20 protein-coding genes are annotated in these 19,028 nt (G+C 66.6%); 9 read left to right on the top strand and 11 right to left on the bottom strand.

The window, feature by feature from the left end; all coding sequences use genetic code 11:
* Positions 1–35: 35 nt before the first annotated feature.
* Genes MYMAC_RS07790 through MYMAC_RS37675 form a run of 7 tightly spaced genes read right to left on the bottom strand, consistent with a single transcriptional unit; the run spans position 36 to position 5,641 of the window.
* Complete coding sequence (locus MYMAC_RS07790; protein ID WP_095957606.1) at positions 36–725, bottom strand: hypothetical protein; 690 nt, start codon at positions 723–725, stop codon at positions 36–38.
* Complete coding sequence (locus MYMAC_RS07795) at positions 722–2,074, bottom strand: XkdF-like putative serine protease domain-containing protein (protein ID WP_095957607.1); 1,353 nt, start codon at positions 2,072–2,074, stop codon at positions 722–724. The genes MYMAC_RS07790 and MYMAC_RS07795 overlap by 4 nt, the downstream gene beginning before the upstream one ends.
* Positions 2,067–2,252 (bottom strand): hypothetical protein, encoded by a 186-nt coding sequence (locus MYMAC_RS07800; RefSeq protein WP_002618804.1) that lies wholly within the window; start codon positions 2,250–2,252, stop codon positions 2,067–2,069. The genes MYMAC_RS07795 and MYMAC_RS07800 overlap by 8 nt, the downstream gene beginning before the upstream one ends.
* 54 nt (positions 2,253–2,306) lie before the next feature.
* Positions 2,307–3,386: a head morphogenesis protein gene (locus tag MYMAC_RS07805; protein ID WP_095957608.1), complete on the bottom strand. Its 1,080-nt coding sequence runs from the start codon at positions 3,384–3,386 to the stop codon at positions 2,307–2,309.
* Positions 3,367–3,648 (bottom strand): hypothetical protein, encoded by a 282-nt coding sequence (locus tag MYMAC_RS07810; RefSeq protein WP_095957609.1) that lies wholly within the window; start codon positions 3,646–3,648, stop codon positions 3,367–3,369. The genes MYMAC_RS07805 and MYMAC_RS07810 overlap by 20 nt, the downstream gene beginning before the upstream one ends.
* The gene (locus MYMAC_RS07815; RefSeq protein ID WP_239989404.1) at positions 3,645–5,444 is read right to left on the bottom strand and encodes a phage portal protein; all 1,800 of its coding nucleotides are present in this window, start codon (positions 5,442–5,444) and stop codon (positions 3,645–3,647) included. Before MYMAC_RS07815 ends, MYMAC_RS07810 begins: the two co-directional genes overlap by 4 nt.
* A complete protein-coding gene (locus tag MYMAC_RS37675) occupies positions 5,441–5,641 on the bottom strand; it encodes a hypothetical protein (RefSeq protein ID WP_239989405.1) in 201 nt (66 codons plus the stop codon). Before MYMAC_RS37675 ends, MYMAC_RS07815 begins: the two co-directional genes overlap by 4 nt.
* Positions 5,642–5,885: 244 nt before the next feature.
* On the opposite strand from MYMAC_RS37675, the gene MYMAC_RS07825 reads away from it, so the two are divergent.
* The 8 genes from MYMAC_RS07825 to MYMAC_RS07865 all read left to right on the top strand — a co-directional run bounded on the left by MYMAC_RS07825 (position 5,886) and on the right by MYMAC_RS07865 (position 14,294).
* Positions 5,886–6,773 (top strand): hypothetical protein, encoded by an 888-nt coding sequence (locus MYMAC_RS07825; RefSeq protein ID WP_095957611.1) that lies wholly within the window; start codon positions 5,886–5,888, stop codon positions 6,771–6,773.
* Between the two features lie 259 nt (positions 6,774–7,032).
* Positions 7,033–7,824, top strand: a complete 792-nt coding sequence (locus tag MYMAC_RS07830; protein ID WP_157757469.1) for a hypothetical protein — start codon at positions 7,033–7,035, stop codon at positions 7,822–7,824.
* Complete coding sequence (locus MYMAC_RS07835) at positions 7,821–9,026, top strand: helix-turn-helix domain-containing protein (protein WP_095957613.1); 1,206 nt, start codon at positions 7,821–7,823, stop codon at positions 9,024–9,026. Before MYMAC_RS07830 ends, MYMAC_RS07835 begins: the two co-directional genes overlap by 4 nt.
* Positions 9,027–9,215: 189 nt before the next feature.
* Complete coding sequence (locus MYMAC_RS07840) at positions 9,216–10,313, top strand: DUF3800 domain-containing protein (protein ID WP_157757470.1); 1,098 nt, start codon at positions 9,216–9,218, stop codon at positions 10,311–10,313.
* Positions 10,314–10,811: 498 nt separating this feature from the next.
* Complete coding sequence (istA, locus tag MYMAC_RS07850) at positions 10,812–12,071, top strand: IS21 family transposase (protein ID WP_239989612.1); 1,260 nt, start codon at positions 10,812–10,814, stop codon at positions 12,069–12,071.
* Positions 12,068–12,862: an IS21-like element helper ATPase IstB gene (istB, locus tag MYMAC_RS07855; protein WP_095957616.1), complete on the top strand. Its 795-nt coding sequence runs from the start codon at positions 12,068–12,070 to the stop codon at positions 12,860–12,862. The genes istA and istB overlap by 4 nt, the downstream gene beginning before the upstream one ends.
* A gap of 170 nt (positions 12,863–13,032) precedes the next feature.
* Positions 13,033–13,215 carry a hypothetical protein gene (locus tag MYMAC_RS07860; RefSeq protein ID WP_239989406.1) on the top strand — a complete coding sequence of 61 codons (183 nt, stop codon included), beginning with the start codon at positions 13,033–13,035 and terminating at the stop codon, positions 13,213–13,215.
* A gap of 428 nt (positions 13,216–13,643) precedes the next feature.
* On the top strand, positions 13,644–14,294 hold the full coding sequence (locus MYMAC_RS07865) for a hypothetical protein (protein WP_095957617.1): 651 nt from the start codon (positions 13,644–13,646) through the stop codon (positions 14,292–14,294).
* 54 nt (positions 14,295–14,348) lie between these two features.
* On the opposite strand, the gene MYMAC_RS07870 is transcribed toward MYMAC_RS07865, so the two are convergent.
* The 3 genes from MYMAC_RS07870 to MYMAC_RS37685 form a co-directional block, all read right to left on the bottom strand.
* Positions 14,349–14,678, bottom strand: coding sequence for a hypothetical protein (locus tag MYMAC_RS07870; protein ID WP_095957618.1), 330 nt, complete (start codon positions 14,676–14,678; stop codon positions 14,349–14,351).
* A gap of 193 nt (positions 14,679–14,871) precedes the next feature.
* A complete protein-coding gene (locus tag MYMAC_RS37680) occupies positions 14,872–15,330 on the bottom strand; it encodes a terminase large subunit domain-containing protein (RefSeq protein WP_338026035.1) in 459 nt (152 codons plus the stop codon).
* The gene (locus MYMAC_RS37685; protein WP_095957619.1) at positions 15,212–16,306 is read right to left on the bottom strand and encodes a terminase large subunit domain-containing protein; all 1,095 of its coding nucleotides are present in this window, start codon (positions 16,304–16,306) and stop codon (positions 15,212–15,214) included. Before MYMAC_RS37685 ends, MYMAC_RS37680 begins: the two co-directional genes overlap by 119 nt.
* 80 nt (positions 16,307–16,386) lie before the next feature.
* On the opposite strand from MYMAC_RS37685, the gene MYMAC_RS07880 reads away from it, so the two are divergent.
* Complete coding sequence (locus MYMAC_RS07880) at positions 16,387–17,001, top strand: tyrosine-type recombinase/integrase (protein WP_095957620.1); 615 nt, start codon at positions 16,387–16,389, stop codon at positions 16,999–17,001.
* Between the two features lie 1,050 nt (positions 17,002–18,051).
* On the opposite strand, the gene MYMAC_RS07885 is transcribed toward MYMAC_RS07880, so the two are convergent.
* Entirely contained in the window at positions 18,052–19,023 is a 972-nt protein-coding gene (locus MYMAC_RS07885) for an AT hook motif domain protein (RefSeq protein ID WP_095957621.1), read from the bottom strand.
* Between the last annotated feature and the right edge of the window lie 5 nt (positions 19,024–19,028).

Consider the following 19,028-nt stretch of genomic DNA (forward strand, 5'->3'; position numbering starts at 1 on the left):
CGGCGTTGAGGCTTCCTGGTGGCGGGTGGGGACGTTCATCCGACGTCGTGGAAGGAGAGGGCCTTGTCGACGCTCTCCCGGTTGAGGGGCTTGTTGAGGTCGAGGGGCCAACCGACGTCCTCTACGGTGGGCTTGGGCGGACGCTCCGCGGGGGCGCTGCTGTTGGGCAGGCCGAACTGCTTCTCCACTCGGCCCAGGCGCTGGTGCTGCTCCTTCACACTGCCCTCCAGCGCGCGGACGGCGTCGGTGAGCTTCGTCAGTCCTTCCATGACGCCGGAGGAGTCGGGGCTCGGTGCGGGCGGAGCCGGCTGAGGAGCCGGCGCGGCGTTGGCGGCCTTGGCGCGCGCCTCGACGTCCTCCTCGTCCTCGGAGTCGTCTTCGTCCTCTTCCAGTGCGTCGGCGAGCGCGCGCAGGTGCTGGGCCACCTCCACCACGCGCACGCCGTCGATGCCGTCCGTGGACGTCAGCGCTTCGACGAGGGCCGTCACTGCCTCAAGGGCCTGCTGGGCGGAGGCGAGGACGGTGTCCTCGGCCTTGGAGGTGTCCGAGGTGGTGGGGCTGGCGCCCTCGGCCGGCGTGGAGTCCTGGGGAGCGTCGTGCATGTCGTCTCTCTTCACGAGGAGGAAGCGGTGCTTGTTGGCGGCCCTGTCCACGAGGGACACCTCCTCCACCACCATGTCGACGAGGCGGTGGACGGGCGCGGAGCCTTGGGTGGTGCTCGTCATGCGGCCTCCGGCTGGGAGTCAGCGGCAGGTGTTTCGGAAGGGGGGGGCTCGGTAGGGGGCGATGCCTCGGGGAGGCGGCGCGCGGTGCCGCCAATGGAGAAGCCCGTCAGTTGCCCGTCCTTCACCCGGCCCCAGAGCTCGTCGGAGAGGACGCGCACGGCGAGAAGCCAGGTGCCCTTGCGCACCGGCACTTCGCCCAGGTTGAAGTCGACGGGGGCCAGGTAGCTCTCCAGCACCTTCACGTGCCCGTTGACGCGCATCTGGTGCATGAGCCCCAGGCCGCCGAACTCCTCCATGAAGCGGTGTGCCGCCTGACGAATCTCCGCGGCGGAGTAGATGTCGCCCTGCGCGTCCACCGTCTCCGGCTCCAGGACGACGCCCAGGACGTACCGCTCGTCGTCGGGCTCGACGCCCTTGAGGAGCGGCTTCGTCGCGAGGAAGGAGGCGGTGTCGGGCGACTCCTCCGGCTGCCAGTCGTCCACCGTGAAGTCCGGGCCACCCTCCAGCGCCTTCGCGGCGGGCTGGTAGTTGGAGACGAGGAGCTGCGTCAGCACGGAGGAGCCGCCCACGCCGCGCATGGCGGCGATGGTGCGAGGCGTCCGGATGCGCTTCACCACGAAGCCGGAGCCCTTCAGCATCCCGGGCAGCTTGCCCCGGATGCCGTACGTCATGAGCCAGCGGCCCTTCAGCGACTTGAGGACGCCGTAGAAGCGCTCCTCGTCGAAGTCGCCCTCACCGACGTCGACGTTGTACCCAGGGTACGGAGGGTCGAGAAAGAGGACGGTGTCCTTCCCGTCGTACTTGCGGACCACCTTCTCGTAGTCGCCGCCGTACACCTTCACGCGCTTGAGGCGGGGGGCGTGCTGCTCGATGCGGGCGAGCGTCTTCGCCTCGACGCCCATGCCGTTGGGGCTGACGCTGCGACCGCGCAGCTTCCCGTAGGAGAAGTGCGTCAGGTAGAGGAAGCGGTGCAGGCGCTCCACGTCCCCCTTCGGCTTGGAATCGAAGAGGCTCTTGAAGGTCTTCTCGTCGCCGACCCACGGCAGCTTCTTCAGCTTGGCGAGGCCCGCTGGCGTCAGCTTCTGGAGGAGCCGGTACGCGTCGGCGATTTCGGGGTCCGCGTCGTTGATGGCCTCGACGTCCGAGGGGGCCTTCTCGAAGAGGACGGCGGCGCTGCCGGCGAAGGGCTCCACGTACGTCTTGTGCGCGGGCAGCATTGCCACCAGGCGCTTCGCCAGGCGCTTCTTGCCAGCAGGGCTGCCCCAGATGGTCTTCTCCACCGGCTCACCCTGGAGGGACTCCAGGACGTGCCGGGCCCGGGCGAGGGCTTTCGTGAGGGCGTCACCCATCCTGGAGGCCCTCCGGGTCGAAGCCCCACGTCAGCTCTCCCGAGGTGGGGAGATTGAGGTCGCGAGGCCAGACGATGGGCGTCGCCTCGGCCTTGGCCGTGGAGGTCGACTCCTGCGTCGTCGTGCTGCCCTCCGGCGTCGGAGGTGAGGTGGTGGAAGGTGTCGAGGGTGCCTGCATCGCGTTTCGTCTCCGAAAGAGACAAAGGCCTGCGACGCGAAATCGGGGACATCACTAAGTGACGGCGAGTGTCGTGGTGCGGCAGAGGCCGTGGTAAGGCGGGAAGCCCACGCCGGCGTCCGCGAGCTGCCTGTCAGAAGCGAGGGTGCGGAACTCGCCGACTTCGTCTCGGGTGCCAGCGGCGGAGCGGAGCACTTCGGCCAGGCGCATCTCCTGGCTCCCCCGATTGACGTAGAGGAACGCGCGACCGGTGTCCGCGTCCAGGCGCTCGCGCACCCAAGGCAGCTCCTGCTTCACATCCTCTGGGCGCTCGAGCGACTCGACGCGCTCGAAGCGTTGGAGGGCTTCTCCCACGGAGAATGTCCGCCCGTGGAGGAAGCGGCACACCTGGGTGGTGGCCTCGTCGAGGACAGCCTCAATGCGGTAGCTGCGGATGCCGGCCTCGGCGTAGCTGCTCATCTGACTGAAGGAGCGCCCCTGGCCGATGAAGTGGCTCGCCACCACCTCCCAGTAGAAGGGGGCCCGCTCGATGAGGGCGCCACGCGCGGCCCGCTCCAGGGACTCGGCGATGTCGCTTCTCCCCAGGCCTGCCTCCAGTCCTTCGGCCACGAGCTGCCGGGCCTCCGCGCCGAAGGTGTCCAACCTGCGTCCGTACTCGTCCCGCACGAAGTTGCCCTGGGTGCGGACGATGTGTTGGGCCACGCGCCTGTCCACGGCGTTGAATCGGGCGGCGATGGCGAGCCCCTGCTCCCGCCGGGCGTGGCTGCGGGTGGACGCCACCACCTCCTCGGCCGCGTCACCGAGGGGCGACTGGATGCGGGACGGGATGACGACTGTCTGCCGGCCGGCTGCCTCCAGGGCTTGGGCGACGAGACGCCTGCGCTGGGCCGCCGTCGTCGCCCTCCAGTCCACGTCGAGGATGGCCACCGCCTCTCTAATGGCATCCACGTCCGCGCGCCCGACGGCGCGGCGGAGGCGCGCGGCGAGCAGGGCCACGGCCCGGTCCATGCCCGCGGCGGTGCCAACGTCCAGGGCCTTGGCCACCGGCAGCCGCAGGACGTCTCCAAGGAGGGTGTCCGCCATCGCCCGCGCCTCGTGCAGGAGGAGGAGGCCATCAGCGGGAGCCGTGCACATGGGGCGCCTCCTGCGTCACCAGCTCCACGGGGGTGCGGCGCCTGGCGCGCACCTCGACGCCAGCCGGGGTGGGGGAGAAGACGACGTCGTGGCCGCCTGCGCACCTGTCGCACAAGGCGAAGACGAGCAGACCGTTGCGCCACAGCGTCGTCGTCTCCTCCAGGGGGCCGCGCCTGCGGCACATGCGGCACTCCAGGACACCGCGCTCGGCGTCGGCCTGGGCCTGGAGCACCCACGCGCGCTGGAGTTGCTCGGGCGTCATGTGGGCTTCCCCGAGAACCAGGTGTCGAACTCTTCGCGGGGGACAGGGACGTGCTCGGTGTCCATGTAGCGGCGGGCCAGCGCCAGGCGCCCTTGCGACAGGCGCTCCTCCTCGGCACGAAGCTCTTCGCGCAGCCCCAAGAGGCGCTTGGCCTCGCCCAAAAGCAAGCCCCTGTCCTTTTGGGGCTTCAGGTCTTCGACGCCCGTCTGGATGCCCGCCAGCGTGAGGGTGATGGGGCGCTTCACCCAGTCGTCCCCAATCTTGCGGAACTCGCGGTGGAAGATGTCGCCGGCCAGGTGGCGGCCCTCCTCGGGAGTCAGCACACCCACGCGGACCAGGCGCTCGACCATCTCCGTCATGCGCTCGGGGTCTCTCGTGGCCGTCGTCTGGCTGCGAAAGCGCCAGAAGCGCACGCCCATGTCCGCGAGCACCTTTCGGTTGAGGAGGAAGTCGAACTCGTCGCGCTCCGGCTGGAACACCTGGTCCTCGGCGAAGCGGAGCTGTGCCTCCGCCACCGAGCGGTTGAAGTCACGCCCGTCGCCGCGCAACAGCGGTGGCAGACGGAAGGCGCTGCCCACCTTGTCGATGTTGCGTTGGTCATACTGCTGAAAAAGGGCGTCCTGCTGCTGCGCGTCCGTCAGAGGGCGCAGCTCAATCTTCGCGCGGCCCCCGTCGCCTGTTCCGGAGCCATCGGCCTCCAAAATGAGAATCTTGTGGAAGTTGGCTTTGCCTTTGAGGTTCTCCTCAATGAAGCGCTCGATGCGCGGCACTGAGGCGTCGGAGAGCCGTCCTCCTGAGACGAGCAGCGCCAGGGGCGGGACGGACTTGTTGTTGAAGTAGAGGTAGTTGACCTCCTCCATCTGCCGGGAGCCGAGGACGGACAGAAGGGTGCCCACCCAGCGCGGGATGCCATAGGGAGAGCGTGGCGAATGAATCGCGAAGTGGATGAGCTCCGTGGCGGGGCCGTCCGAGGCGTCCGCGGCCTTGAGGGCGGCGACGTCCGGGAAGGCGCGGCCCGTGAGGCGGGAGATGACGCGCGAGTCCCCGAAGGACTTGAAGTACACCCGCTCGCTGCCCTGCACCTGGATGTAGCGGCGCAGGCGTCGGCGGGTGGTGACGGTGTCGAAGCTGACGGCGGAGATGCGCACGCGCTCGCGCACTTCGACGGCCTCCTTATCCAGAGGGAGGAGTCGCACCGTGTACGAGGGGACGTAGACGAAGCGGGCGATGTCGCCCTTTCCGTCGCGCAGCACCTCCCAGTACGCGTTGCCCGTCACCTCGAGGTCGTGGCGGGTGCGGCGGCGCAGCTCGACGAAGCTGGAGTCGAAGCAGCAAAAATCGAAGAAGGACTCCAGGCGGGCCTTCTCAACCCGGGCCTGCTGACGAACCTCCTCCTCATGCGCGGCGACTTCCTCGTCCGAGGGGCGCAGGGCCGTCCCTGAAGGCAGCGTGCCCGCGTCACGCGCGGACAGACGCTCCAGGGCCATGGCGTCGGCGACCTTCTCCCGGGCTCCGTCGGCGTCGAAGTCGATGGCGGGCTCGAAGCGGAAGCCGAAGCCGTCGATGTTCGTCGCGTAGGCGTCGACGTTCTGCCTCAGCGAGTTGGAGTGCTCGACGAGGAGGCAGAGCGCTTCCGGCTCATATGGGGGCTGGAGCGCACCCGCGTCGGAGAAGGCCAATGCCTCCTCTCCGCCAGGACGACTGGCGGGCTCGTCGACACGGGCGCCTACCACCACCGTCTTGAGGATGTCCTGGAGGCGCTCCTCAGCCTGGTGGACTTCCGTAGGCACTGTCACGGGCGGTCCTCCACGTAGGCCAGGAGGCCCGTGGGCGTGTGGGAGACGGCGCGGACGCGCTGGCCGCGGGCTGCCAGCTCGGCGTGCAGCGCCTCCAGCAGGCCGTCGTGGGTGCTGGCCTCGATGGTGAACTCCGGCCCGGGGCGTGCCGCGCCCGAGGGGGAGGAGAGGACGAAGACTCTGACGACGCTCTGCACACGGGCCTCCCGCACCAGGTGGAGGCAAGGCGCGCGGTGGGAGGGGCGCCCTCGACGTGCGGGGGCGTTGGGGGCCGCGCGCCTCACCTCCAGCGAGGACAAAGGCCTCGGGCCCAATTTCGGGGACATCGGGTGGGAGTGCTTTGCGGGTGTGTCGAGACGAACTGCGACACGCCAGGGAGGCCGCTGCTGTGCCGTCCCTATCGAACACGTTGAAGCCCCTCTTCAACGCGGAGGAGACACCATGGACACCTACCGTGTCGCGAGGCTGCCCGCGCGCCTGCGTGGCTTCGCGCTGCCGGACACGAGCAAGTCACCCGAGGGTTATGTCGAGGCGGGCGACTATCTCGTGCTCGAGGAGAAGGCCCGCTATCCCACGCCCGACACCGACTACGCCCGGCTGGTGGCGCCCCAGTTGAGCGGACTCGACACTTGGGTGTGCACGCGCTGGCGCACGCAGCGCTACGCGACGCTCGTCTCCCAAGAGGGTGCCCCTGCCATGGCCCGGCTGTCGTTCGCCAATGAGCCGCTGGCCATCCAGGAGGAGCGTCTCTTCGCGCTCCTGTGGGCGTTCGTCGACTACCGGTACGACGTGAGCAGGGCGTACTACCCGTGGGCGCTGCCGGGCGTCCGTGTCCCATTGGCGCCGCCCCGGCTGAACAACTGCTGCACCTTCGTCGAGGCCCTGTTGGTGAAGGCCTTCTCCGAGGCGCATGGTGCGGCCTTCTCGTGGGACGCGCGTCGCCACCGGCAGATGATGATCGCCTCCACCCAGGACTACTTTTCTCCCGTGACGGCGGCCGTCGAGTCCGGCATGGCCTTGCGTGCGCCGTCGGCGGATGTGCCTCCCCACCCATGGACGCTCATCCAGGGGTGGCGCAGCCAGTGGGACTCCGGGCACACCTTCCTCGTTCTGGACCACCACCCAGAGACAGACAAGGTGCTGGTGCTGGAGTCCAACGCTGCCTATGGGCTCGACGGCGTCGGCTACCGTGGCCTCGGCAACCTGCGGGACGTCGGCCTCCAGCCGCCTGCGGACTGGTGGGTGCGGAGCGAGGTGTGGACGTGGCGCCGCATCTGCTCGACGTACCCCTTCCGGCGGCAGGGCTGGTTGAAGGTCAAGGCGCGCTGAGTCCGCAGAACTCGCGCTGACACAGGCTCCGCTCACAGGAGGCGGTGCAGTCAGGGGGCGCATGTGTGCAGTGTGGAACTCTCCCACTTCGTGGGACGCCCATTCAGTTTGGTCACTAGGTTGAGAACCTTGCGCCTCCGGCCTCATTTCTATAATATTCTTCGAGTTTAGGCCGCATTGCTGATGTGTCAGCGATGCGGCGAGGACCGAGGGGTCAAACATGGCGTCACGCAGTTGGGTTCCGGAGCCGGTGAAGTACATGGACGAGCGCGTTCCGGCTGGCTTCTTCCTGGACACGCTGCGTGCGCTTCGCGATGCGAATCGCATCGCTGCGGCAAGTCTCCGAGGTCTGGAGGCTGACTGGCGCAAAGGTGCCTTTGCCCACGTGCGGCGGGAGTTCTTCAACCAGCTTTGGGGACCGGTGGCTCGCAAGTACGGAGGACGCGCGCGAGCAGTGCTCAACGCGAACTTCGCGACGAAGCACCTCGAGGTGACTCTGGGGGGAATCAAGTTCACCGCAGTAGCAGTGCAGTCTCCCAACGAGTTCCCGCGGGAAGCCGAGTATCGAACGTCATTGGCCGGTGGAAACCAGCTCTCCATGCTGGCGCGGATGGGAATGGAAGAGGAGCAGCCGTTAGCAGAGGCGCAGCTCTACGCAGTATTCGGCTACTCAAGCGACGTCGAAGAGGAGAGCGGTCTGCCTGTGTTTGCGCACGTCGGGTTCCCGCACCACAGGAAGAAGAAGTACGTGGATATCAAGTCCTTGCACCAGTTGATTCGCGAACTCGGTGGCCCCTTGAACTCGATTGATGCCGCGCGAGATTTGTCTACGGCGATCTCCAGCGACGCTAACCTCCCCTCCGAGGCAGAGTTCGAAGTGAACCTTACGGATGCAGAGCCGCCGTTGCGTATCGTCGGCCGTGATAACAAGGCTCCTAATAACCCCGAGCAGAGCCTGTCGACGGAGTTCGAGGAGGAGCGGACTGAAGACGAGCCGCATCTGAGTATCATCCCCCGTAACAATAAGATTCCTGTTACAGAGGACGAATGATTCTAGGTACTCCAGGCTTCATTGGCTCACGCTTGGTGGAGGCGCGCCTTGAGCGCGGTATCCCCGTGCGCGCGCTCGCCGAGCGTGTTGAGATCAGTGTGCCTGCTATCTATGGTTATGAGAAAGGCGCCTCTAGTCCTCGAGCCGATGTGTTGCGGCGGTTGTGCGACGCGCTCGATGTGCCTGAACGCTACTTTCTCATGCCCGTGGAGGAACAACCTGGAAGCGCGGTCTTCTACCGCGCACAGCGCTCGACAAGTGTTGCTGCCTGCAATGCCGCAGAGGCAAAGCTAAGCTGGCTACACCGGCTCGGAACTGTAGTTGGCCAGTTTGTCGATCTGCCTTCCATGAGTTTGCCGGACTTTGCGATTCCAAGGGATCCGCTTGCTCTCTCGGATGGTGAAGTAGAGCGATTTGCGGTCGAAACGCGGCGCTACTGGGGGTTGGGACAAGGGCCAATTAGCAACATGGTTGCGTTGCTGGAGAAGCATGGCGTTCTGTTGGCGCGGGCCCAGGTTGATGCAGATGCTTTGGATGGTTTGTCTCAGTTCTTCCCAGATCACGCTGTAGGTCTGCTGGCTGCTAACAAAGAATCGGGACCGCGTTCGCGCTTCGATGTTGCGCATGAACTCGGTCACCTTGTGCTTCATCGAGGAGTTGAACAGTCGCGACTCAATAAGCCAAGTGAGTGGCGTGCCTTTGAGAATCAAGCTCATCGATTTGCTGCGGCCTTGCTGTTTCCCCCAGAGGCATTTCGACACGAGGTGAAGTCATTCACTCTGGATGGTTTTTTTGAGTTGAAGATGCGCTGGAAGGTCTCTGTGCGGATGATGATGATGCAGGCCCAGAGATTGGGATTTTTGAGCGACGACGCGATGACTCGGCTTCACATCAACTACGCTCGCAGGGGCTATAAGCGGAGTGAACCCCTGGACGAGCAGCTTCCGCCGGAACAGCCGCGGTTGATTCGCCGTGCGATTGAGCTGTGGGTTGCAGAGCGAGGATTCGAGGAGGTGTGTGCGCATTTGCCCTTCGCAAACCGCGACATCGTTACCTTGACGGGCGTTCCTCGTGGAGTGCTTACAGGGGAGAGCGCACAGGTTCTAAGACTGGTTCCTGCCTCTACGGCTGCTGAAAACGCGCCTGGGCCGCAGGACACCCCGCCAGGAGGAGGAACGGTTACACCGCTTCGACGCTTGTGACATCGGGTGGGCGCCTTCCGGTGACCCGCACGCGGATCCCCGCTTCCTCTGCCCTCGCCAAGAGGTCGAAGCGTGCCGCGCTGCGGCCATGGGCAATGCCGGTGTCTTTGATGCTGCCGTGTAGGTCGGGGGGCAGTATCGTCGCGTGCGGTGGGCGCGAGTCGAGATCTCAGTCGTCGGGGTGGCAATGTGAATGTGAATCTATACTGCGATGAGTCTGGAAACGGAGGGCCTAACTACTTCGATCTGGAGCAGCCAGTACATGTGCTTGCGGGACTTCTGGTGCCAGATGATGCGAGAGGTAAGCTCGTAGGCTTTATCCAAAAGGTTCGCAATGAGTACCCACAGGGAAAGGAGACGAAAGGGAAGACGCTACTCAAATCCCCCAGGGGGCGCCGTGTGCTGGCGGACTTTATTGATGACGTGGCCAGCGTGGGATGTGGATTTACGTTCGTTGTCGCGGAGAGGCGGTATTGCGCGGCTGCAAAAATCGTCGAGACGTTCTTTGACCCAGGCCATAATCCGAGTGCCGAGTGGTTGCCTACGAACGCCAATGTGGCCCGAAAGAAACTTGCTGAGATAATTCAGGCATTGCCGGACAGATATCTTCAAAATTTCGTGACAGCATATAGAGAGCCGACGTTGGATGGATTGGCGGAGTCGGCAAGGTCGATTGGCTATGCGCTAGATTTGAGTGGGCATTCCGTCTTTGCTAGGACCGTTCGGGGGAATCTCAATGTCATGAATGCCGTGCTTTCTGCGGAGTTGTTGGTGACTGAGGAGGTTAATCGTAAGTCCTCTACGAGTCTGAATTATCCGGTATTTACTCTGTTTTTGAGTCTCAGTGATGCGCTGCTTGCTAGGGCGGGGCACTCTGGAGATGTCGTCCATGACGTGACGAAGGAGTTTGAACGGGCGTTTCGGGATGCGTTTCGCAGAATGCAGAATGTGGGTGTTTCTCCGTATTATGAAGAGGCTTTTCTCCAGGATGGGCGACCGGCGCGACTCAAAGTAGAGGCCTTCAAAGCCTTCCGAACAGGGGAGTCGATAGAGGAGCCCGAAGTGCGTGGGGCCGATTACACTGCAAATGCCGTAAAGGGAGTCGTGCTCATGGGGACGGGCGATAGTGAACTGGGGTCGTGCCCTCACATGCGTCGAATTGCGAAGAGGGTGCTCCCGTCTTTGCTTCAGTCTGGCGGAGACATAATCGGCTCCGAGGCGTTCTGTGCAAGCGTGATAGCCCCGATGCTGGAGGCTCTTCGCGGCTTCGCGTCGCAAGAGGATTAGGGTGCGGACTGACCGTATGGCTGTCCTGGCCTGGGGTTGGCGCATCGCCGACCAGTCGTTTCTGTTAGCGGGATGAATGATTTTCGCTTGCGACCAAGAATGCCCTTTGGGTGTAGGGGTGTTTGCCATGTCATCTGGCTTGCGAGACTAACCAATCACCCGCACCCCAATCTCCCCGGTGTCTCGTCGCTCGGGCCCCCGCTCGCGCTGGCACGCCAGGGCAACGGCCCAGAACTTGTCCGCGTGCCCGCGGTTGGTGCGCTCGGCGTCGAAGGAGGGCCGGGATGCGCGCTCAGTGCGCTTCGGGCGGTCCTCCCTCGCCGTTGACCACCATGCGGAGACGGACAAGGTACTGGTGCTGTAGAGCGACAGCAAAGTTGACCCCCTCGCGACACTAAAACTGACCCCCTCCGAGGGGCCTCCACCCGCAGCACCTGGAGGCAGTTCGCGATGGAAGAGTCAGTGAAGGACGTGGCACCCCGCCCGACGGAGGTGCCGATGGTCGAGCAGGACGTGGTGCGACAGATGCGCGTGCTGGCGGAGGCCGGCTGGGGCGTAAAGGCCATCGCACGCGAGGTGGGCGTGTCGCGCAACACCGTGCGCCGCTACCTGCGGCACGGGCGGGCGGCCGAGGTGCAGGTGCGCCCCGAGGCGCGGGCACTGGACGCGGCGGCCCGAGAGCGCGCGCTGGCGCTGTGGGCGAGCACGGCGGAGGGCAACGCCGTCGTGGTGCAGGCGCTGCTCACGCAGGAGGGCCACGCGGCGAGCGTGCGCACGGTGCAGCGAGCGGTGGAGGGCAGGCGCCAGCAGGTGCGCGCGGCGCAAGTGGCCAGCGTGCGCTTCGACACCGCGCCGGGGCGGCAGATGCAGGTGGACTTTGGCGAGAAGAAAGTCCTCCTCGGGGGCGTGCTGGTGAAGGTGTACCTGCTGGTGGCGGTGCTGAGCCACTCGCGCCGCCTCTTCGTGCGCGCCTTCCTCAACCAGCGGGGCGACGACTGGCGCGAGGGCATCGCGGCGGCGTTCGTGCACTTCGGTGGTGTGCCGTTGGAGGTGCTGGGCGACAACGCGCGTGCTCTCGTCCTCGGGCGCGACAGGGACACCGCGACGGTGCGCTTCCACCCGGCCTACGCCGCCTTTTGCCGCGACTGGGACGTCACCCCTCGCGCCTGCGGGCCATACCGCGCACGCACCAAAGGCAAGACGGAGTCGGGGGTGAAGTACGTCAAGCGCAACGCGCTCGCCGGACGCACCTTCGAGTCCTTCGCCGGGCTGCAGGCGCACCTGGCCGCATGGATGGTCGAGGCGGATGCCCGGGTGCATGGCACGACGCACGAGACGCCCGTGGCCCGCTTTGAGCGCGACGAGAAGACGGCGCTGCGTGCGCTGCCGCTGCGCGCGCTGCCACGGCGCGAGCAGCGTCTGAAACGGCGGGTGGCCCACGACGCCCTCGTCGACGTGGACACCATTCGCTACAGCGTGCCGCACCGGCTCGTACGCGAGCACGTGGAGGTCCTCGTCGGCGACGCCGACGTGCGCATCTTCCACGGCGGAGTCGAGGTGGCTCGGCACATACGCGGCCGCGAGCCGCACGCGCGCATCATCAAGGCCGAGCACTGGCAGGGCCTGTGGCGACAGCAGTCCAAGGAGGTTTCGGGGGTGGCGAGCGCTGCCGCACCCTCGGCATTGAATGCGCTGGGCCGCAGCCTCGCGGACTACGAGAGGGCCATCGCGGGCGGCGTGAAGCGAGGTGCCGCGTGAGCGCCGACATCGTGCACGCGCGCGTCGTGGAGCACCTGCAGCGGCTGCGCCTCGGACACCTCGCCGAGAGACTCGACGCGCTGCTGTCGGAAGCGGCCCGCGGCGAGCCCAGCTACCTGGCCTTCCTCGACGGCTTGCTGCGCGAGGAGGTGGGCGCCAAGCAGAGAAAGCGCGTCAGCATGGGCATCACCATCGCCCACTTCCCGGCCGTCAAGACGCTCGAGGACTTCGACTTTCGGGCGCAGCCTGGCGTGGACGCGAAGCTGGTGCGCGAGCTCGCACAGGGGCGCTTCATCGCGAGCGCGGAGAACGTCCTCGTCTTCGGGCCACCAGGCGTGGGCAAGACGCACCTGGCCATCGGCCTGGGGCGCGCCGCCGTCGAGGCCGGCCACTCCGTCCTCTTCACGTCCGCGACGACGCTGCTCGCCGCGCTCGCCAAGGCCGAGAGTGAGGGGGCCCTGCGCGACAAGCTCAACTACTTCGCCAAGCCCAAGCTGCTCGTCATCGACGAACTGGGCTACCTGCCCTTCGAGAAGCGCGCCGCCCACCTCTTCTTCCAGTTGGTGGCGCGCCGGTACGAGAAGGGCAGCATGCTCATCACCACCAACCAGCTCGTCGGCCAATGGGGCCACGTCTTCGGTGACGACGTGCTGGCGGCAGCCATCCTCGACCGACTGCTGCACCACAGCCACACGCTCCTCATCCAGGGCGACAGCTACCGGCTGCGGCACAAGCGCAAGGCCGGGCTGCTGACGCGCGGCACGGCAACGGCGCAGAGCTCCACCGAGTAGCAGAAGACGGGCGTGTGGGCCGGGAAGGGCCTACGCTCCGCCCGCGGGGAAACAGCCCCCGCGGGCTCCGCTTCGGCGGCGCCCCCGACGACGAGCAGCAACAACCGGCCCTCCCGGAGGGGGTCAGTTTTACTGGCGTGAGGGGGTCAGAAATTGCTGTCGCCTGACAGGTGCTGGAGTCCAACGCTGCCTATGGGCTCGACGGCGTCGGCTACCGTGGCCTCGGCAACCTGCGGGACGTCGGCCTCCAGCCGCCTGCGGACTGGTGGGTGCGGAGCGAGGTGTGGACGTGGCGCCGCATCTGCTCGACGTACCCCTTCCGGCGGCAGGCCTGGCTGAAGGTTAAGGAGTGAGCGCCCGCAGAGTGCGGAGGCTGCGTCGTATATCGCTGACCGACCACCAGCGCTTGTTGGTGCTCTTGGCCGAGAAATCGGACGGGAGTGCGTATGGAGGAGCGGCGCCGAAGAGCGCCGCTAACGAGGGCAGGGCATTGGGCCAATTGACGGCTGGCTGCGTTTGGTTGCGAAAGGAGGCCTGTGGCTGCCGCCCGAAGGTCAAAGCCCCGCGAGGACTATTCATGGGAGCTATAGCGGCTACGCCCGGTTGACGGTCAGTCAAGGTGAGCAGTACAACGATGGGTAGGGGCACTCGACGGATGCCCGCCGCCCACACCGGCAAAGCCGAACTGGCACCGACGTTGTTACCCAACGCTCTCACCTTTGAGCGCTGCGGTCCTGAGTGGGCCACGACCGACTAAGGCGCTTTCTGAGGAGAGAGTTCCATGTCACGTCGGACGTTTACGAGCGTCGAGGTCGAGCACCTGAAGCGCTCGGCGAAGAAGGCGGCTAAGCAGGAGGGAATCCCCCACCTGCAGTGGCTGAACAACTTCGCAAAGAGCGCGGGCTACATCGACTTCCGCGACCTGAAGCACCGTGCAAAGCCGGGCTCGAAGGCGGGTGCTTCGCCGAAGCAGTCTGCTCCGCCCGACTCGCCGCCTCCACGCGTCGAGAACGGGAGCAAGCACCGTCTCATGGAGTTGGTCGAGGAGCACGGCCCCTGCCGTTCGCAGTGGCGCCGCGGTCCGGCGTTCGCTTATGGCTGCATCCTGTGGAAGGGGCACGACGGTCCACACAGTCGGTTCGGGAAGTCGTGGACCGACGCCGAAGGCCACATGCCGACGGCCGCCGAACTCCGCCAACTCGAGCACGAAGAGGCGACCGGCACCATGCGGGAGTTCGTCCTGAAAGACGGCGAGTTCGTCGAGGTCACGCCGGAAGACAGCGTCCGTAGGCCCGGAGAGGGGCGCAGCAAGTTCCGCTACCTGGAAGAGACGCTCGAAGCCGAGGACGACGAGCCAGACGACGAGACGTTCCCTCCGGGGGACGACGGCTTCGTTGATGAAGACGAGGATGACGCCGACGACAGTGAATAGGGCGAGCCGAGGGCGAAGGTCGTGTTCGACCCTCCGCCCTCGGTGCGCGGTTCGCTACCTCACGACGTGCGTCGAGGTCGTGGTCGCCGACTCGATGGTCCACTTGCCATCAACATGGACCAACGAGCCGGTGGCGGTCGCCTCGACCTTCTCTCCGTTCTCGCCTTGCTCCGCCGGGGTGTCTCCAACGAAGTTGATGCGTGCGCGGAAAGCGATCCGCCCGCGTCCATCCCAGTCCGCGCGCTCAACCTCACCCTCGTCGAACTCAAACGGCGACCCGTTCGTATCTGCGAGCGCGCCGCTGAGGTCGTCGTCCTCGAAGAGTAGGCGTCCACCGATCTCCATCAGCATGCTCTCCACGATCTCTACTGGCTGCTTGGCCATTTCTTTCTCCTTGGGGACCAATCCCCAAGGCCCTTTACAAAATGGGATCTGCGCAATCGGTCGCGGAGCCAACTTTTTTGAATCCTGAGTGGTTTCAGGGGGGGCTCCTGTGGATGCGGTTATAGGGAGCCAGTTCGAGCGCTTCGTTGTCGCGCGCGCTGGGAGAATTTGGATGCCTACGAAGGCAGCCCAATCACCCAATCACCCGCACCCCAATCTCGCCGATGCGCGGGCCGCCCGTTGTCCGCTCCTTCTGGCACGCGAGCGCCACTGCCCAGAACTTGTCCGCGTGCCCGCGGTTGGTGCGCTCGGCGTCGAAGGACACCTTCCCCGAGGGCAGCACGCGCCGCTTGATGGAGTGAATCTGCCCGACAAGCTCACGCTGGCGCGGCAGTGTGACATCGCGGCGCTGGAGCAGAATCTTGAAGTCGGTGGCCCAGCGCTCCTTGGCCTCGTTGGTGAAGCTCTCCTCCACCACCTGGGGAAAGTCGCGGGCCAGGTTCTCGGCAAGGTTCATTCCGATACCGCTCTTATCAACGCTGAGGCGCGCCACGGGCAGGACGGACAGGAGTCGACGGAGGTGGGTTTCCTGCTCCGCGAAGGGGACACCTTCGAAGCTGCGCAGCATCCTGCAGGTGAAGCGGCCCTCCACCTCTTCGAAGACGGCCAGCTCGGAGCGGTCTCGCGTGCGGCCCACGTCGAAGCCCGCCACCAGGCGGCCCTGGGGCACGGGCACGTCGGAGGCGTCCTGGGCCATCGGCAGCTCGTCGGTGGTGCACGGGAGGATGAGCTCGTAGGGGAGGAAGCTGTAGGACTCGTCGACGTAAAAGGCATTCGAACTCCTGCTGGAAGTCCTCCTGGGGCAAGGAGTCGAACTGCTCGGTGAGGACGGGGCGCCCGAAGCGAGCGACGCGCTCCTCGGTGGACATGTGGGGTGCCTCCACTGCGGCGCGCCTCACGTCGAGGGAGAAGAAGCGGCATAGCCACCAGGGCACCAGTTGGCGGGTGTGGTGCGGGTACTTGCGCAGTTCCTGGGTGTCTATCTCCCAGAAGATGCCGCGCCGGCCGAGCGGGGTGCTGCCCCCTGTGAGTTGTCCATGCGAGCGCAGGATGAGGGCGGTGCTGCCTGTATAGACTTCGCGGTCGTTGACCAGGTGCGCCAGCTCGTCGAGGTAGACATCGCCGCGCTTGCCGCGCGGAGGCTTGGCGGGAACGGAGATGATGCGCGAGAGGCGCCGGCCTCGGGAGTTCGACTCGAAGGCCAGCTCCGTCTTGGCATCCGTCACGAGCTTCTTCTGGTAGGCGAGCGGCAGCTCCTCGTACACCTGCCGGGCGATGAGCACCTTCTCGACAGCGTCCGAGAGGTTGTACGAAACGAAGACCGCCGTGTGGCCGTCGCGCAGGTGGCACCGCGCCAGGGCCTCGAGAGCGAAGAGGAAGGAGAAGCCCACCTGTCGGCTCTTCGCCACCCACCTGAAGCGGGAGCGGTTGCCGAGAAAGGACTGCTGGTACGGCTCCAGCACCACCGGCTCGTTGTCGTACTGGCACAGCCCGGAAATGAATCCGGACTCGGTGGCCAGCCACTGTGTGAGGTCATCCTCGGTGCGCTTGACGATGCCGAGCGTCACGCTGTCCTCCCTGCATGTTCCGTTGCTTTCTCTCGGCACCCGAGCGCGTATGGCTGCGTCCTCTTCACGACGGAGCCGCCATGTCTGCCTATGCCGCTGTTGCCCGCCCACCTCGCACGCTCACGGAGAAGGAGGTGGCGCTCCTGCTGCGCGTCACGGGGGCGCACAAGGAGGGCTTCAGGGACCACTGCCTCTACAGCCTCGCGCTGGCCTCGGGCCTGCGTGAGCACGAATTGGTCGCCCTCAACATCGGCGACATCTTCAACGAGCGCGGGCGCGCGCGCCGGCACGTGATGCTGACTGTCTTCAAGGGCAGCCGCCGACACCCGAGTCCCCAGGAAATCGTTCTCGCGGACGCGGTGCGCGCGAAGCTGGAGAAGCTGCTGCGCCTGAAGCGTGCGCAGGGACACGACGTGGGGCCCCTGGCGCCGCTCTTCCTGAGTCGCAAGGGCATGCGCCTGTCCACGCGGCAGGTGCGCCACGGCTTCGCGGTGTGGCAGGAGCGCGCGGGCCTGGATCGGCACCTGAACTTCCACTGCACCCGTCACACCGCATGCACTGGGGTGTACCGGCGGACGAAGGACATCCGCCTCACCCAGCGCTTCGCGCGCCAGCGCAGCGTCGACTCCACCGTCATCTACACGCACCCCTCGGACGACGAGCTGGTGCGCGTGACGCAAGAGTTGCCCTGCTGAAGGGACAGGCCGCCTCCGCGCTGAGCGCCCACGAGAGCCCCTGGCTGGGCCGGGGTGCCGCGCGGAGGCGGTGAGAGGTGGCAGTTCGCGGGGCCCGCGCGAACTGCCCCAGGCGCAGGCGGCGAAAGTGAACGCCTCGCGCTGTTCACTTACCGGGCTGAAATGATCAGTCGCGGGGTGTTCACTTTTTCGAACCTGACCCTCTCGAAAAGGGCCCCAGGTACACGCCCCGGCGGCGAGGCCCGCACGAAAAAACGCACCACCCCCCACCCTGGCGTCAGGGGTAGGCGGGGTAGGCGTGCTGGCGTCATCGGTAGGCATGGTTGCGCCCGGCAGGGGCAGGCAGTGAAGGTGACGGGGAGGAGCTGCGCCGCGCGGCGGGCGGCAGGCGGCCCCAACCAGCGGAAAGCGGCCATTGGCCTCGGCGCTTCGGCCCCTCACGAGGGCTCGTAAGCGCGCGAAACAGCGTGGGGGCGGTGACGCCGAATGGCCGCCTTTACCTATTTTCGGCCATTCGGCTCGGCCCTGGTAACGGCACGCGCGCCCAGGTGCGCGCGGGGCGGAGGGTGGGGGCGCGGGGGGCTTTGCTCGGAGTGGTGGGGCTCACGAGGAGGACAAAGGCCTCCGGCCCGAAGCGCTGGGGGACACGCGCGCACGAAACGGGCGCCACGCGGCGACAGGCGCGGTGCGCGGGGCCAACCGGGGCCGCGCGCCAGGTGGGCCACGCGGCGGCCAGCGGGGCCTCAGCGAAGGAGGGGCGGGTGGGGCGGGGAAGTGAACGGAGCGCGGGCGTCCAGCACTCCGGACGGAGTGTGCTTCCGCGCGCGAGTTCAGGCCCGAACTCCTACCGCGGCGCTCATGGGCCTGGTGGCTGTTCGCCGTAACCTCGCGTAACCACGAAGGCTGTGGCGCCAGGCGTGTGCTTCCGCGCGCCTGGTAGAGCTCCCGGGGGGACTGTCACCAGGTCTGGCCTGGCGCGGCCCGGCGCGGCGAGAGTGAACGGCGAAACTGAACGCGAAAGTGCCCGCGTTCACTTGCCGATGGGCACTTTCAAACGGGGTCGGCGGGGGCCGCGACGTCTGTCGGAGGAGCCACGAGGGCGTCGTCCTTGGTGTGCTCCGGGGCGGCCGTGCCGAGGTCCTCGTCGTCGCTCGCCGTCACCTCCGCATCCACTTCGCCGCGCTCGGCGGGTGTCGTCTCGCGTGCAGCGCGCAGGGCCTGGGCGTGCCGCGCCTGCAGGCCCTCCAGCGAGAAAGTGGCGTGCAGCTCCTGGCGGGAGTCGGCGCCGCCTTGGACGAACTCCTTCAGGCGCACCATGGTGTTGAAGTCGGTGGGGTTGTCGACGCGCACGCGCCCTTCAGCGAGGGCCTCCTCGAAGCCGAGGAGGTAGCCGTCAATCATCTTCAGCGCGTCGTCCTTGGAGACGGCGATGGCGTTGGCGCGCAGCTCGATGAGCTTCTGGTCCGCCTTGGTAGCGATGCGCGTCTTGGCCTCGTCGCGGCGGCGCAGGCAGTTGTGCTCCTTCGCGTAGTTGGCGACGAGGGAGGTGGCGACACCGAAGCGCTCGGCCAGCTCGCGGTACGAGGCGTAGGACGTCATGGTGGATCCGTCGGGGAGCGACTTCACGTCGCCGAAGACGAGCGCTCGGTCCAGCTCCTGGCGCGGGAGCGCGGGCTCTTCGGACTTGCGGGGGCGGCCCGTCTTCCGCTTCGGAGGTGGAGGCGGCGGCGCTTCGGCCGACGCGGGCGGCTCGTCCGGCTCCTCCGGCTGCTGGCCCGCGAGGAGGCGCTTTCGCCGGCCGAGGCAGTCGTGCTGCTGGGCGTACTTGGCGACGGCGCTGTGAGCGACACCGAAGCGCTCCGCCAGCTCGCGCAGGGAAGGGAAGCGCCGCTTCACGCGGCCTCGCGTGGTGGGAACCTCCTCCCCTTCCACGAGGAGCCGGTCCACCTCGTCATGAGGCAGCCGGGGGCCTTCAGCCTTGGTGGGGCGCCCCAGCTTCTTGAGGGGCTTCTTCTGGGCCATACCTT

This window comes from Corallococcus macrosporus DSM 14697 (assembly GCF_002305895.1).
Lineage (GTDB): Bacteria > Myxococcota > Myxococcia > Myxococcales > Myxococcaceae > Myxococcus > Myxococcus macrosporus.

Coding starts and splice junctions, on each gene's coding strand:
- istA (WP_239989612.1), top strand. CDS start 10,812: ATGGTCGAGCAGGACGTGGTGCGACAGATGCGCGTGCTGGCGGAGGCC.
- MYMAC_RS07800 (WP_002618804.1), bottom strand. CDS start 2,252: ATGCAGGCACCCTCGACACCTTCCACCACCTCACCTCCGACGCCGGAG.
- MYMAC_RS07805 (WP_095957608.1), bottom strand. CDS start 3,386: ATGTGCACGGCTCCCGCTGATGGCCTCCTCCTCCTGCACGAGGCGCGG.
- MYMAC_RS07870 (WP_095957618.1), bottom strand. CDS start 14,678: ATGGCCAAGCAGCCAGTAGAGATCGTGGAGAGCATGCTGATGGAGATC.
- MYMAC_RS07865 (WP_095957617.1), top strand. CDS start 13,644: ATGTCACGTCGGACGTTTACGAGCGTCGAGGTCGAGCACCTGAAGCGC.
- MYMAC_RS07835 (WP_095957613.1), top strand. CDS start 7,821: ATGATTCTAGGTACTCCAGGCTTCATTGGCTCACGCTTGGTGGAGGCG.
- MYMAC_RS07825 (WP_095957611.1), top strand. CDS start 5,886: ATGGACACCTACCGTGTCGCGAGGCTGCCCGCGCGCCTGCGTGGCTTC.
- MYMAC_RS07830 (WP_157757469.1), top strand. CDS start 7,033: ATGGACGAGCGCGTTCCGGCTGGCTTCTTCCTGGACACGCTGCGTGCG.
- MYMAC_RS07810 (WP_095957609.1), bottom strand. CDS start 3,648: ATGACGCCCGAGCAACTCCAGCGCGCGTGGGTGCTCCAGGCCCAGGCC.
- MYMAC_RS07880 (WP_095957620.1), top strand. CDS start 16,387: ATGTCTGCCTATGCCGCTGTTGCCCGCCCACCTCGCACGCTCACGGAG.
- MYMAC_RS07790 (WP_095957606.1), bottom strand. CDS start 725: ATGACGAGCACCACCCAAGGCTCCGCGCCCGTCCACCGCCTCGTCGAC.
- MYMAC_RS07795 (WP_095957607.1), bottom strand. CDS start 2,074: ATGGGTGACGCCCTCACGAAAGCCCTCGCCCGGGCCCGGCACGTCCTG.
- MYMAC_RS07885 (WP_095957621.1), bottom strand. CDS start 19,023: ATGGCCCAGAAGAAGCCCCTCAAGAAGCTGGGGCGCCCCACCAAGGCT.